Here is a 14,825-nt window from a genome sequence, read left to right as displayed (position 1 = left end):
CCGTGTCACAAATCCGTTCCCCCGATCGTCATGTTGCCATCAGACCGGAGAGGATGGATCAAGCATGACGCAAAGATACGATCAAAAGGAATGGGACGTTGTCATCATCGGAGCAGGCATCGCCGGATTGACGGCTTCGATCTACCTGGCGCGGGCGGGGCAAAGCGTGCTCGTGCTCGACAAAGGCGCGAATCCCGGAGGCCGCGCGATGTCGAACGAGATGGCGGAGTCGCGCGTCAACTTGGGAGGGCATGCGTTATACAAAAGCGCGCTTCCTATATTGCGGGAGGTCGGGGTCGAGCCGGCGGGCGGCACGCCCAAGACGACGGGCGCATTCGTGTTCAAGCAAGCCGACGGCAGCAACAAGGTGCTCCCGCTGGGACAGCTCTTGCTCGGATCGTTCCTGAAGTGGCAGGAGAAAACCCAACTGCTTCGCTTTTACGCCAAGCTGCGCAAGATTGACGCCGCCGCTCTGCACAAGGTCCGCTTGCAGGATTATCTGGCGTCGGAGCTTAGCAGTACGCGCGTGCGCAACGCCGTGCTTGCGCTTGTACGCGTAGCTACGTATTGCGACGCCCCGCAGCTGCTCAGCGCCGGCGCCGTCGTCGAGCAGCTCGGCCAGGCCCAGGTCATGTACGTGGACGGCGGCTGGCAGTCTCTGGTGAACCGGTTGACGGAACAGGCGCTGCAGGCGGGCGTGTCGATTCGTCCGCGCTCGCTTGCGCGGGAGGTCGGGGGCAGCGCGCCAAGCATGACGGTCGAGCTCAAGGACGGAACGCGGTTGACCGCTCGCCGCGTGATCTCCACGGCCGGGCCCGCGGAGACGCTGGCGCTGCTGAGCCCTTCGCTGACCGCTGCGGAAGCTGCCATATATGAGCGCCTGGTCCCGGTTCGCGCCGCGTGCCTCGATCTCGTCGTGTCCGGCATGCCCCAGCCTAAGACGCGTTTCGTGCTTGGCGCCGATTATCCGTGGTACTACTCCAATCATTCGGCCGTCGCTTCGCTCTCCGACAATCCCGCGCGCGAAGTCGTGCATGTCATGAAGTATTTGCCGGTTTCAAACGAGACCGATCCTGCGCAAGATGAGAGAGAGCTGGAGGGCTTCCTCGACCTCATCCAGCCGGGCTGGCGCAAGCATGTCGTGCAGCGCCGTTTCTTGCCGCGGATGCTTGTCTCTCATGCGGTCGCAGACGCTGCTAGCGGCGGCTTGTCCGGCAGACCAGGGACTGCCGTCCAAGGAAGGCCGGGGATGTACGTCGCCGGGGATTGGGTCGGCCCTTCGGGCATGCTGCTAAACGCATCACTGGCAAGCGCGAGAGAGGCGGCGAGATGTATAATTGACGGTGAGGACACAGTCAAGGAAGGGATGCATCGTGGAGCTTGATGCCGCGTACAGGACGTACAAACCGCTGCTTCTGTCCCTCGCGTATCGCATGCTGGGTTCGGTGGCGCAGGCCGAAGATTTCGTTCAGGATGCCTTTGTAACGGTTCAGCAGCAGGCCGCCGATCAACGGCGAGGACCGATCCTTAATTTAAAGGCGTATTTGTGTAAAATTGTCACGAATCGCTGTCTCGACCATCTCAAGTCCGCGCGAAGGAAAAGGGAGGTGTACGTCGGGCCCTGGCTGCCGGAGCCGCTCGTGGAAAATTATGCGGCTGCCCAAGACTTCGCCTCGGGGCAGGATCCGCTCCAGACCGTTTTACTTGAGGATACGATATCGTATGCCTTCCTCGTGCTGCTTGATCGGCTGACGCCGATCGAACGCGCGGTGTTCATTCTTCGCGAAGCCTTCGCGTACGACTACAGCGACATCGCGGACTTCGTAGACAGGACGGAGATCGGGTGCCGCAAAATCTACAGCCGGCTTAAGCGCAAGATCCAGGAGGAGCCTACTGCCGAGCCGGTCTCCGGCGAAAGGTGCGAGCAGCTGGTGGTCCGCTTCCTTCATGCGACATCTTCGGGCGACATGAAAGGTCTACTGTCCATGCTCTCCGAGGATATCGTGCTGTACAGCGACGGCGGCGGCAAAGTCAGTGCCGCGGTTAGGCCGATTACGTCGAACGTGCGCGTAGTCGCGTTCATCCAGGGACTGATATCGAAGGCCGGCGGGCTGGGCGAGGTGCGGCTCGTCAAGATCAACGGGCAGCTCGGCTTCTGTCTGACCGGCCCGCTCGAACCGTTCCCTACGCTCGTCAGCCTGGCGTTCAAGGGCGACCGCGTGCAGGAGATGTACCTGCTGCGCAATCCGGATAAGCTGCTGCATCTGAATTTGAAATAATACGATGAAAAAATCCGCCTTCCCGGCACGCAGGAGGCGGATTGATTATTTATGATGCCGGCGCTACAGCAGCTTCCGCAGCTCGTCGACCGATAGCTCGACCTGCGGCCTGAATGCGTCGGACCGGACATAGTTCGCGAGGCTGGACAGGAACTGCCTGCCTTCCGGCGTGCCTGCGGCGCGATCGGCATCGAGCGCGCAGACAAGCAGGCTGCCTTCCAGCGCGCGGCATTCGAACAAGAAGCCGAGCTTGTGGTTGCGCTCAAAGTTGTCGATCGTCCGGACGATGGGCGCGAGCGCCGGAGGGAGATCGTCGAGAATGAAGGACCTGGCGTGCTGAACCAGGCTCCACCAGGGATAAGTCGAATGCGTCTCGCTCGGAAAAGCCGCCAGCGCCGGGTGCTCCCGCTCGATGAGCAGGCCGTGGGTACCGACCGGCAACGGCTTGTTCATGCTCTCGGAGATCGAGCGGAACATCGGATAGCACCAGAAGTCGGCGCAGTAAGCGCCCTCGACGCTTCGCTTCGCGAGATCCGGCTTGGCCAGCAGCAGCACGCGTTCTCCCTTCTCCAGCAGGCGCAGCGTATCGTCCGACAGCGAATCCGAGACGCGAATGCCCGCAGGGTCCCAAGCCGTCTCGCGCGGATAAATCCACAGCTCGTACGTCTTGCGAATATCCGTCCGGTCGATCTCAAGATGCAAGACGACCTTGGTCATCGCTCCTACGTCAGGCAGCTCAAAGCTCAGATCGGCGATGTCGATATAGGCTTCGTCCGCCCGTGCCGTCGTGTTTGCGGTGCCGGCCGCAAGAACGTGGTCCCTATCCGTCATCGCCCAGCGCAGCGAGATGGGTCCAAGCGGAGCCTGCCGAAAGCACGCGAGCTCGACGTGCGCGTCGAAACGCTCGCCGGCGGCATAATTGTACTTTTCGAACCGCGCGAGCAGCACGGCGTCGGAGCAATAGGTGCGCCACTCTTCGGGCGTTACGAGCCCCTTGCTGTCCATGAAGGCGTCGAGGATACCGACGAGCGCCGTACCTTGGCCGCTGAAGTCCTGCAGGTCGAGCAGTTGGAAGCCGGCGAGCCGCCGCGAGCGGAACGCGGCCTCGAGCTCTTCTTTGTAGCAGGCCACGGCCAGCCGTCCTGAAGCCTCGAAGTACCGGTCGGCCAGATGCCCCAGCCCCTTCGCTTCCAGCCGCTCCCGGAACGTCTCCAGATTGCGCGCCTTCAGCGAGCCCGTGTACTTGGCGATCTCGTCGTAGCGCGGATACATCGCGTACTGCCCGATCTCGTGCGACACGACGGGGATCTTCGGCACGAGCGCTTCGCCCGCGGCATCCGCTTGCACGGTCTTGGTGCCCGTGCCGTACTGAATCTGAATGGCGCCTTCGCCAGCGTTCGAATTCACGCCAGCACGCGCGTCCGCACCGACACCTTCGCCTTCGCCGCCCGTGTCCGCCCGCTCGCCGCTCGCCGGCGGCACGATCTGCGCGTCGTAGTCCTTGCGCGTACCCGGCCGGTCGGTCTGCACGTGGCCGAGCGGCGCATCGCACATCGCGTACGAGCCGCGGAACAGGCGGTCCCGCGCGAACCGGACCCCGCAGTAGAAGTCGTCGTTCGGCAAAATGACAGGCGCGAACTGAAAGTTATTGCAGCCCTGCGCGTACAGGTGGCGGTCGTCATGGGCTTTGTAGGCTGCCAGGATCGCGTCCAGCCGGTCCTTGCTCCCCCAGAGCTCGTTGCCCAGCGACATCATGACGAACGACGGATGATTGCCATAGGCGTCCAGCATGGCAAAGCCTTCGCGGACGAGATAATCCTGCTGCGCCTGGTCGTGATTCGCGTCTCCTACGTCCGTGACGGTACCCCAGAACGGCAGTTCAGGTTCCATAAAGATGCCGAGCCGGTCTGCGGCCTCGAAGGCTGCTTCCGGCGGACAGCACGTATGGAAGCGATAGTGGTTGATGCCGTACGACTTTGCGATGCCCAATATGCGCACCCACTCGTCGACGGAGGTCGGCGCGAAGCCGGTGAGCGGGAAGATGAGGCCGTCGTGCTTGCCCCGCAGGAACGTGCGGACGCCGTTGATCGCGAACTTGTCCCCGTCGGCTTTGAACTCGCGCAGCCCCGAGACGAACTCGCGCGCATCCAGCGCCTTGCCGTTTTCGTCCAGCAGACGGACGTAGACGCGGTAAAGATGCGGCTCCGCATCGCTCCACAGCCGAGCGTCGTCGCCAAGGGCGTACCGGACGGAGGCAGAGGAAGTCGAGAAGGCGTTTTCGCCGTCGTCGCTGCCGCCATCGCAGTCGCTGTAGCCGTCACTGCTGCCATCGCTGCCGCCGTAGCTGCCGTCCAAGTCGTAAATCCGCTCCGCAGCCGCATGGCCGTGCCCATTGAAGCCGACCGCCGAGACCGCGAGCCGCCTTGCGCCGCGGCCGACCCAATCCGCGCGCACGACGAACGACCGGTCGGTCACGCGCGGGTAAACTTGCACGCTTAGCAGATGCGTCGCTGCCGCGAACCGCAGCTCGATCCGGCCGGTGATCCCGTTCCAGTTGGTCTGCGTGTCCGGCGACGTCAGATGGCCGCCCTTGGTGGGATAATCCGTATTGTCGACGCGGATCGTAATCGTATGCCTGCCGGGAGCAAGCAAGCCGGTCAGCTCGTACGAATGCGGCGTGCCCAAGCTGTCTCGCGCGCCAGCCTCCAGGCCGTCGATCCATACGGTCGTCATCCGCGTCCGTTCGAGGTACAAGAAGACCGAGCCGCCAGCCGCAGCCTCGGGAACATCCACCTCTCGCGAGAACCAGACCCAGCCCTCGAACTTGTATTCGTCCGTCAAGTGGCCGGTCTCGATTGCTTCGTTCTTCGGGCCTTTCTGCGCGTGCGAGGTCGTGCCCGGCAGCTGCATCGTATCGTCGAACGGCAGCCGCAGCCCGCCTTTCCCCGCGTCCAATTGGACGTTCCATGACCCGGACAGGTCGATTGTCGTTAACAAGCGATCACCTTCTGCTCGATTATTTGGCATAGTCGCGATATTCCTGGGGCGTCTGGCCCACGACCTTTTTGAATAAATACGTGAAGTAGGCCGCGGTCTGAAAGCCGACCTGCGCGGCGACCTCATAGATCTTGACGTTCGGGTCCCGCAGCAGCTCCTTCGCCCGGGTCATGCGCGCGTCCTGAACGTAATCCGAGATCGTGCGGCCCGTCTCCTTCTTGAACAGGACGCTCAGGTAACTCGCGTTCAGATGGAACTGCTCCGCCAGCTGCTTGACCGTCATCGGGTCCTGCAGATGCGCCGCGATGTAGTCCGCGATTCTGCGGATCAGATTGTGCTGCGGCGCGGCGTCCTCGCGTTTGATCGACCGGCTGAACCGCGCCATGTAGTCGAGCACGGCCTCCCGCACTTCTCCGGCGTCGGTGCAGTCGATGAGCCGCTGCCAGACGAGGATGTTGGCGTTGTCCGCGCCGTCCTCCTTGCCGGAGCCGATCTTCGCCAGCTCGCTGATGATCCCCATGCCGAACGCCTGCACATACGAAAAGGACGCAGGCTGGCGCGCGAGCAGCCGCTCGAACGCCAGGTCGAACATGACGCGCGCCTGATCGTCTTCGCCGCGCTCCAGCAGCCGGATCATCTCCGGCACTTCTTCTTCCTTGAGCAGGTACTCGCGGTATTCCTCCGCCTCGGCCCGGTCGAAGTAAAGGATGCGGCCTCCGCCGCCCAGACGCGCTTTGGCCAGCATATGCTTCGCTTCCTTGTACAGCGGCGGGACATCCTCCCAGCCGTCTCCATCCCGGCTGACGCCGATCGTGACGGAGGCGTCGTACTGCTCGCGGATGATCTCCTGCATGAACTGCAGCTGCTTCTCCATGCCGGCCCGGTCCAAAGGCTTCGCGTTCAGGTGAACGACCGCCGTCTCGCTCGCGCCTGTCTTGCCGACGTACGTCCCTTCCCAGCCGGACAGCCCGATTTTAACGGCCTTCCACAGGCCGTCCGCGAGCAGAATCCGCTGCCGCGCATCGGCAGGCGCTCCTCGTTCCTGGCGATCGTAGGCGAAGAGGAACAGCCGAATGTGGCGCACCGCCTCCGGGAGGTCCAGCAGGCGTCGCCAGGAATCCATCAGCTCGGCATCCTCGGAGCGGCCTTCGATCAGATCGTTCACGAACCGGTCCTGCAGCACGTCGAGGCTGCCCGTGAGCTTGTCCTGGAGCGCCCGGGTCTCCCGCTCGATCTGCTCGCGCTTCTCGATCGCCGCGCGGAAGGCGGCCAGCTTCTCCTCGATCTCCTCCGTACGGATCGGCTTGAGCACGTACGCCTTGGCGCCCAGATGAATGGCCTCCTGCACGAATTCGAACTCGTCGAAGCCGCTGATCATCAGCGTGTGGAGCGACTGGAGCTTCGGATAGTCCGCCCTGCATTTTGCGAGCAGCTCGATTCCGGTCATGCCGGGCATCGAGACGTCCGTGATCAGCACGTCGACGTCCATCTCGCCGAGAACCTCCAGCGCTTCCTCACCGGATTCGGCGGTCAGCGGCGGCGCGTAGCCGAGCCGTTCCCAGCCGACGTGACGCACGAGTCCCTGGATATGCAGCGGTTCGTCGTCCACGATCAATGCCTGTATCATCATCCTTCACCTCGCTTCAATTCGGGTCGTTCCTCGCAGACGGGAATCAGGATCGTGACGGACGTTCCCGCGTTGGGGGCGCTGTCGATGTCGAGCCGGCCTTCGTCGCCGAAGTAAAGGCGCAGGCGCTCGCGTATGTTGTTCATCCCGAAGCCGTTGTTCGTGCCTTCGTAGTCGCCGGCACGCACCCGTTCCAGCACGTCGGCCGGCATGCCCTTCCCGTTGTCCTGGACGAGGAAACGCACGGATCGCTCCTCGCGGCGGACGGCGATGCGGATGAGCGCGCCCGGACGCTTCGTAATGTCGCCGTGCAGGTAGCAATTCTCGACGATCGGCTGCAGCAGCAGCTTGATCGTATACAGCTCGAGCGCGTCCTCGTCGATCTCCCAGGCCACCTGGACGCGGTCCGGGTAGCGCAGCTGCTGGATCTCCAGGTACGCCTTGAGATGATCGACTTCGTCGCGGATGCGCGTCACGTTCACGCGGTTGTTAAGCGCCAGCCGGTAAAAGGTCGTCAGCGCGTCGATCGTCCGCAGCTGCATCTCGTCCTGCAGGTCCATCGCGCGCCAGCGGATCAGGCTGAGCGAATTGTAGATAAAGTGGGGGTTGATCTGCGCCTGCAGCGCCTTGAACGACTGCTCCCGCTCCTTGAGGTTCGCCTGCGTGTTTTCCTCGACCAGCCGGCCGAGCCGGCCCGACATCGAGTTGAACAGCACCTCAAGCTCGCCGAGCTCGTCGCGGTCCCTGTTCCGGACGGTCACCTCGAACACGCCCTGCGAGATGTCCGTCATGCGGCTGCCGAGCTTGCGGATGCGCCAGACGACGTTCTTGACGACGGCCGTGATCAGGAAGACGGACAGCAGCAGGAAGAAGGCGATGCCGACGCCGACCGCGTAGTAGATTCGCTTGGACTGCTTTTCCAACTGTTCGATATGCACGAGCGCGGCGACCGACCAGCCGCCGGCGATCCGCTGCACGATCAGCACCTTGCCGGCGATGGCGTCGTTCACCTGGTTCGCGTGACGCCAGTAGCGGTCCAGCGAGGAGGCGGAGAGATCCGCGCCGATCGCGGCGGTCTCGGAGGAGGCGATGATCCGCGCGTCCTGGTCGACGATATACAGGTCGCCAGCCCCGTTAAAGGGGTGATCGAGCGGCTCCGCGAACACGTCGTTATAATCGAGCAGCAGGTAGATCGCGCCGTGCGCGCGGCCGTAGCCGTCCATGATCTTGCGGGACACGACGAGCTTGCGCGCGTCGTCCCGGGCGTTGGTCCAGCTGAGGATGCCCGGATCGCCGATCGTCCGCTCGTACCAGTCGCGCTCGGGCATGCCGGCGATCGTCCGGTCCTCGGGCTTCCACAGCAGCCCGCCGTCCTGCACCAGCGTGTCGTTCGTATGATAGATGCGGAAGTCCTCGATGCCGGGCAAGTATTTGGTGGTGAACAGGAAGGAGCGGTCCACGTATTTCACCGTCTCGAGCTGTTCCGCCATGTCCGCGTAGTTCCGGGACAGCCGCGAGATCAGCTCGCCGTCCGTCGCCGTCCGCGTCGCGAGCAGATCGTAGGTCTGCTTGCGAAAGTCGACGCTCTGCGCGGTCTGCCGGACCGCTTCCTTGATCGTGAGCAGGTAGTTGGACCGCACGTTGTGAAACGTCAGGTAGCCCGCGCCCACCGCCAGCAGAACGGTCGGAATGAAGACGATCAAGCCGTAGAGAAGGACGATCTTGCCCCGCATATTCATGGACCTGGTCGCCCGAATGATCGATCTCTCCAACGATTGCCCGAACTTCATGCCGTTCCCCCATCCCCGAAGTCAATGCGCGCCGTTACAAAGGCAAAGGGAGCAACCCCTTAGGGCTGCTCCTGCTTCTTTTAAAATTCGCCGTTCGCCGCGACGTCCGCTTTGTACGTCTCTTGCCATTCGGCTTTCATCTCGCTCCAGTGCGCGCGCTTCTCGAGCGCATCCTGGAACGCCTTCCAGGTCGACTCGAATTGTCCGTCGTCCTTGGCCATGAGCAGCTTCGCGCGGTATTCCTTGCGAAGATTCTCGATCTCTGGCGCGTACTTCTCCCAGGTGCCGCCTTCCTTCGGCGTCAACAGGTCGTAATTGTGCGCCGCGCGCACGCCGCCCATCTTGCCGACGGCCTCGGTGAACGCCGGCGTCTTGGCCGCGCCGGCTTTGTCGACCTCGCTGTTCCACCACGGATACCACTTATTGTTGTAGGAGGAGGTCATGTACAGCTCCGGCGTGACCTTGGCTTTGCGGGCGACGTCGCCCGAGTTGCGGTCGGCCTTATAATTATCGTCGATGTATTTCCACTTTCCAAGCGGTTGATCGATCCAGTCCCAATACAGGCCGGCAGGGCCTTCGTTGATGACCTGCTGCTGCTCCGGCTTCGGCGCCAGCGTATAATCGAAGAACTTCAGGATCGCGTCGAGGTTTTTCGACTTTTTGCTGATATAGACGTCATAGCCCGGGTACGGATTGACGACCTGGTTGGTGCCGACCTGATCGACGCCGGGAACCTTAGGGAACGGGATCACCTGGTAGTACCAGCCCGGCTCCGTAGGACCGTCGAGCGTCTCCCACAGCGTCGTGTCGATATTGAAGAAGCTGCCTACGTTAAGCGCGACGCGGCCGGACTTGTTCTTCTCCTTGTACCGTTCCTTCTTGTCCGTGACGACTTCGGGATCGATCAGCTTCTCCCGATACAGCTTGTTCATCCACTGGTAGGCGGCCTTGTACTGCGGATCGTCGAACGTGAATACGAAGTCGTTGCCTTTCTTCGCGACGCCCTTGCCGGAAGTCGATACGCCGAAGGCGGTCAGGATGGCGTTCTCGTCGTTCCAGCTCGCCGTATCGTTCGTGTCCATCAGGAACGACATCGGGAGCAGCGCTTTGCCGGAGGCGTCCTTCTGCTCGGCGGCCTTCTTCAGGAACGTCTCGACGCCGTCCAGCGTGGACAGGTCTTCGAGCTTCATGCCCGCCTTCTCGACGACGTCCGTGCGCACCGTCCAGGCCAGGGAGGACCAGCCCGGCCACGGATCGTTCGGATTCTGGTCGAACCAGGCCGGGATGGACCAGATATGGCCGTCCTTGTCCTTCATCCGATCCAGATACTGCTTCGGGATGGAGGCGAGGCCCGGATATTTGTCCGGCATGTCGAAGTACTGCTCGAGCGACATGATCTGGTTGGAGCGGCCCATCGCGCTCTTGACCGTGTCGTTGCGGCTGAAAATCGCGGCGTCGTCGAAGCCGCCCGTATTAATGTTGAGGTTCAGGGCCGTCAGCGCGTCGCCCTGGGTCGCTTCGAGCTTCACGTCGACGCCGGGCTCTTTTTCCCGCCAGTACTTCTGCACGAGGCTGTCGTTGTTGATCGTGGCCGTCCAGCCCAGCCATAGCTTGAATGCGAGCGGATCGCCCGACGCCTGGCTGGCCGATGCCGATGCGGAGGCGGATGTCGACGCGGACTGCGTGCCCGCGGCTTCGGAGCCGGCGTTCGCGTTGTTGCCGCCGTTGCCTGAGCAGCCTGCAAGCACGGCGAGCATCGCCGCCAGCGATAGCGCGACCGTTCCTTTGCTATTTCTCATGGAGCGCATTGAATTTCCCCTATTCTGTGTGGTATTGGTATATGAACATCTTGCGTATACCCGGTTGGAGATACAAGTCTAGCCTTTGACCGAACCGATGAGCACGCCCTTGACGAAGTACTTCTGCAGGAACGGATAGACGCACAGAATCGGCAGCGCGCTGACCATGACGACGGCCATTTTGATCGACATGAGCGTAATATTTTGCATCTCGGCGCTGCGGGCGAGCGCTTCCTGGTTCGAATTGGAGCCGAGCACGGTCGACAGATCCGACGCCGACAGCAGCTGCTGCAGGAATGTCTGCACCGGGATGAGCGACTGGGAAGTCACGTAGAACGCCCCCGAGAACCAATCGTTCCAATGCCCGACCGCCGTGAACAGGCCCAGCGCGGCGAGCATCGGCTTCGACAGCGGCATGACGATCTGCAGCAGCGTCCGCAGCGGGCCGGCGCCGTCCAGCTCGGCGGACTCGATGAGCGCCTCCGGGATGCCCTGGATGAACTTCAGCATGACGAACATGTTCCAGGCCGAGAAGAGGCTGGGGAAAATGAACACCCAGAAGGTGTCGAGCAGGTGCAGGTTGTTGAGCTGAATGTAGAGCGGGACGAGCCCGCCGTTGAACAGCATCGTGATCAGCACGTAGGCGAGAATCGTCGAACGCAGCGGCAGCTTCCTGTACGACAGGCCGTACGCCGCGAGCAGCGTGACGAACAGGCCGAGCACCGTGCCGAGCACCGTCCTGCCGATCGTGATCAGGTACGAATGCCGGATGACCTCGTTGCCGAGCACGATCTCGTAGTTGATCGTCGTGAAGCTGCGCGGCCAGATGTAGACGCCGCCCCGGGCCGCGTCCGCGCCGTCGTTGAGCGAGATGGCCAGCATGTACAGGAACGGGTACACGACGCTTAAGCACAATAATGCCAGAAGGGCGACGATGAATCCGTAGGCAACTTTTTCCGCGGAATTCTTTTTCATCGTCTCACCACAATCCTTCGCCGTTTATTTTGCGCGACAGCTGATTCGTCCCGAGGACGAGCACGAGACCGATGACGGAGGAAAGCAGCCCGACTGCGGTCGACATCCCGAAGTAGCCCTGCTGCAGGCCGCTTCGCAGCACGTACGTATCGAGCACGTCCGCGACCTCCATATTGGCCGAGTTCATCAGCGGATAGATCTGATCCATCCCGACGTTGATGAGGCTCGGGATACTGAGAATCAGCACGATGGAGATCGTCGGCAGGATGCCGGGAATCGTGATATGCCGGATCTGCGCCATCTTGCCCGCGCCCTCCACCTTGGCCGCTTCGTACAGCTGCGGGTCGATCGTCGTGATCGCCGCGAGATAGAGGATCGTATTCCAGCCGGTCTCCTTCCACAGTCCGCTGCCGACGACGATGGGCCGGAACCACTCGGTCGAGCCCAGGAAGAACACCGGATCTCCGCCGGCCTTGCCGATCAGCTGGTTGACGAGCCCGCCGTCGAGCGTGAGGAACGACTGCAGCATGTAGGCGACGACGATCCAGGAGAAGAAGTGGGGCAGGTAGCTGACCGACTGCACGAACCGCTTGAAGGTGGAATGCGTCACCTCGTTGATCAGCAGCGCCAGCAGGATCGGCGCCGGGAAGCCGAAGATAAACTTCAGCACGGAGATGTACAGCGTATTCCGCACGACCGTCCAGAACTGAGGCTCGTGCAGGAAGGCGAAGTTGTCCAGCCCGACCCACGGCGCGCTCCAGATGGACGTCCCGATCTGAAAGTCGCGGAAGGCGACCAGAATGCCTGCCATCGGCATATAGCTGAACAAGAAGAGCAGCACGACGCTCGGCAAAATCATCAGGTATTGCCAACGATGTTTGTAAAACTTGGCGTACATGGCCATCCCCCTTATGAATCCATCATAAAGGGTCGAGGGTAAGCGCATCCATGAGACGGCGATTGGATTTCTATCGTTTTGATTGGGAGATCGGGAAGGCAACACAGGGACAACAATCGCGTGTTATAACTAAAAGTAAATGTAAATCGCTGCAAGGAGCCAAAGACGTCATGATACCGAATCGCCAAGAGGACAGTCGTACGCATGGAAAAGGGAGGCTCGGCGCGCTGCTGGAAGTGCTGGCCGTATCGACAAAGCTGGGCCTGACCTCCTTCGGAGGACCGATCGCCCATTTAGGTTACTTTCACGATGAATACGTGCGTCGGAGAAAATGGATGGACGAGCGGAGCTATGCCGATCTCGTGGCGCTGTGCCAGCTTCTGCCGGGTCCGGCCAGCAGCCAGGTCGGCATCGGCATCGGCGTCTCGCGCGCGGGCCTGCTAGGGGGCCTCGCAGCTTGGCTGGGTTTTACCCTCCCATCCGTTGTCGCGCTCGTCTTGTTTGCCTATTTCGTCCGGGGGTACGACATCGGAAGCGCGGGATGGATTCACGGACTCCAGCTCGTCGCGGTCGCGATCGTGGCCCAAGCGGTGACGGGGATGAAGCGGCAGCTCGCGCCGGACCGGGGCCGAGCGACGGTCGCGGTTCTGGCGGCAGCCGGCGTCTTGCTATGGCAGTCTGTCTATACCCAGGCGCTTGTTATCGTTGCGGCGGGGCTTGTCGGATGGCGGATTTATCGCCAGGAAGGGGCGCGGGAGGAGGCGCCCGGCCTGCGCGTCCCGGTCGGACGCATCGGCGCCGTCGTCTGCCTCGCGCTTTTCGCGATTCTGTTGGCGGGCCTGCCGCTGCTCCGAAGCTTCGGCGATGCCGCCCGCTGGCTGGCGATGTTCGACGGCTTCTACCGGTCGGGCGCGTTGGTTTTCGGCGGCGGGCATGTCGTGCTCCCGCTGCTTGAGCGCGTCGTCGTGCCTGCGGGCTGGGTGAGCCTGGCCGACTTTTCGGCAGGCTACGGCGCGGCGCAGGCGGTGCCCGGGCCGCTGTTTACTTTTGCCGCCTACCTGGGGACGATGGCGGGTGGCATCGCAGGCGCGGCGATCGCCATAGTCGGCATCTTCCTGCCCGCCTTTCTGCTCGTCGTCGGCGCGCTGCCGTTCTGGAACGCGCTGCGGGGCAGTCCAAGCATTCGCGGCGCGTTAGCGGGGATCAACGCGGCAGTCGTCGGCATCCTGCTGGCGGCGCTGTACGACCCGCTGTGGACGACGGCCGTGGCGAGGCCTGCGGACGCCGCGCTGGCGCTCCTTCTGTTCCTGTTGCTGGCCTATTGGAAGCTGCCGCCGTGGGCTGTCGTTCTGGCCGGCGCCGCAGGCGGCATGCTGCTGGGGCTGCTGCCCGTTTAACGCAGGCGAACGCCAAGTTCCGGGCGGTTGGCCCGCCCGAACCTCAAATGCAATGCGTTAAATGGTTGGTGGGCGCGGCAAATTGGCTGTTGATAAATGCGCGATTGGAGGTTGGCGGTGGGCAGCGGTTGTACGCGGCAAATGGGCGATTATGATTGGTGTTGGCGATTGGCGGTGGGGAGGCGGGGCGGTTGTTCGCGACAAATGGCGGTTACGATCGGCGATTAACGGAGCGATAGCGTGGCGGATTTACAGCCGGCGACCCACAGTTGCTAAAAGGCAGCTATTTTAGGCGGAACTGCGTGTTGCCGTCCGATAGTTGCTGGAAGGCAGCTATTTTCCGGAAAATTTGCTCCCGGGAACCCCCGGCGACCATATTAAATGCTTTTCAACAACTATTCGTACCGGGTACCCTCTCCGGCAACGGATTAACTGCCTTCTGACCATTAAATCGGGTCCCGAGCAAAAAAGAAGCGCGCTGCAGGCGGGAGGCTATGCGCTGTCGTGCTCCGGCAGTCTGATCCCGAAAACCGTCTCTCCCTCTCGCAGAGCAGACGCGCACTGCCCGGCGTGCGACTCGGCAATTTCTCTCACTACCGATAGTCCGATGCCGAGACCGTCGCACTTCCGCCCGCCCTCGGCGCGTTAGAATCGGTTGAAGGCGCGCTCGCGATTCCTCTGACGCAATCCCGCCGTCCAGGTCGGCGACGGTAATTCGCACCCCCGCATCTTCCTCAGCGAGTCCGATCCACACGAAAGGTCCTTCTACTCCGTACCTCAAGCACTATCCGGCAAGTTGCGCAGCGCACGCTCGACGAGCCGGGCAACGATTACGGTGACGACGTCATCGTCGGGAATGTCCGCCTTCATGTCGAAGCTTTTGCCGTCGAGGAACAGCATGTACTCGGCCGCAAGCTTCCGCATCAGCTCAGACAGGTTGTACGGCGCGGGATGCAGCTCGAACGCGTCGCCTTCAGGGTGTGCGATGTCGAGCAACTGGTCAAGCAGCTTGTTGAGGGGGATCGGAGACGGACGAAGTTTCCTCCCTGGCTGCTAAAGTCCC

10 protein-coding genes are annotated in these 14,825 nt (G+C 62.3%); 3 read left to right on the top strand and 7 right to left on the bottom strand.

What is annotated here, in order from left to right; all coding sequences use genetic code 11:
* The first annotated feature begins 64 nt into the window (after window positions 1-64).
* Window positions 65-1,384 (top strand): phytoene desaturase family protein, encoded by a 1,320-nt coding sequence (locus KB449_RS29125; protein WP_282911703.1) that lies wholly within the window; start codon window positions 65-67, stop codon window positions 1,382-1,384.
* Window positions 1,374-2,279, top strand: coding sequence for an RNA polymerase sigma factor SigJ (gene sigJ, locus KB449_RS29120; protein WP_282911702.1), 906 nt, complete (start codon window positions 1,374-1,376; stop codon window positions 2,277-2,279). The genes KB449_RS29125 and sigJ overlap by 11 nt, the downstream gene beginning before the upstream one ends.
* Before the next feature lie 63 nt (window positions 2,280-2,342).
* On the opposite strand, the gene KB449_RS29115 is transcribed toward sigJ, so the two are convergent.
* From KB449_RS29115 to KB449_RS29090, 6 genes are all read right to left on the bottom strand, one after another.
* Window positions 2,343-5,276: a glycoside hydrolase family 2 TIM barrel-domain containing protein gene (locus tag KB449_RS29115; protein WP_282911701.1), complete on the bottom strand. Its 2,934-nt coding sequence runs from the start codon at window positions 5,274-5,276 to the stop codon at window positions 2,343-2,345.
* A gap of 19 nt (window positions 5,277-5,295) precedes the next feature.
* On the bottom strand, window positions 5,296-6,903 hold the full coding sequence (locus KB449_RS29110; protein ID WP_282911700.1) for a response regulator: 1,608 nt from the start codon (window positions 6,901-6,903) through the stop codon (window positions 5,296-5,298).
* Window positions 6,903-8,693, bottom strand: coding sequence for a cache domain-containing sensor histidine kinase (locus KB449_RS29105; protein WP_282911699.1), 1,791 nt, complete (start codon window positions 8,691-8,693; stop codon window positions 6,903-6,905). Before KB449_RS29105 ends, KB449_RS29110 begins: the two co-directional genes overlap by 1 nt.
* Before the next feature lie 80 nt (window positions 8,694-8,773).
* Complete coding sequence (locus KB449_RS29100) at window positions 8,774-10,492, bottom strand: type 2 periplasmic-binding domain-containing protein (protein ID WP_282911698.1); 1,719 nt, start codon at window positions 10,490-10,492, stop codon at window positions 8,774-8,776.
* Window positions 10,493-10,570: 78 nt separating this feature from the next.
* On the bottom strand, window positions 10,571-11,467 hold the full coding sequence (locus KB449_RS29095) for a carbohydrate ABC transporter permease (protein WP_282911697.1): 897 nt from the start codon (window positions 11,465-11,467) through the stop codon (window positions 10,571-10,573).
* 4 nt (window positions 11,468-11,471) lie between these two features.
* Window positions 11,472-12,365 (bottom strand): ABC transporter permease, encoded by an 894-nt coding sequence (locus tag KB449_RS29090; RefSeq protein WP_282911696.1) that lies wholly within the window; start codon window positions 12,363-12,365, stop codon window positions 11,472-11,474.
* A 170-nt stretch (window positions 12,366-12,535) separates the two neighbouring features.
* On the opposite strand from KB449_RS29090, the gene chrA reads away from it, so the two are divergent.
* Window positions 12,536-13,762: a chromate efflux transporter gene (gene chrA / locus KB449_RS29085; protein ID WP_282911695.1), complete on the top strand. Its 1,227-nt coding sequence runs from the start codon at window positions 12,536-12,538 to the stop codon at window positions 13,760-13,762.
* 777 nt (window positions 13,763-14,539) lie between these two features.
* Here chrA and KB449_RS36730 read toward each other — a convergent pair.
* On the bottom strand, window positions 14,540-14,758 hold the full coding sequence (locus KB449_RS36730; protein ID WP_282911694.1) for an ATP-binding protein: 219 nt from the start codon (window positions 14,756-14,758) through the stop codon (window positions 14,540-14,542).
* Window positions 14,759-14,825 lie beyond the last annotated feature (67 nt).

Origin of the sequence: Cohnella hashimotonis, assembly GCF_030014955.1 — a bacterium.
In the GTDB taxonomy this organism is placed as follows: domain Bacteria; phylum Bacillota; class Bacilli; order Paenibacillales; family Paenibacillaceae; genus Cohnella; species Cohnella hashimotonis.
Note: the sequence above shows the minus strand (reverse complement) of the source record. Positions and strands in the feature narration are given on the sequence as shown.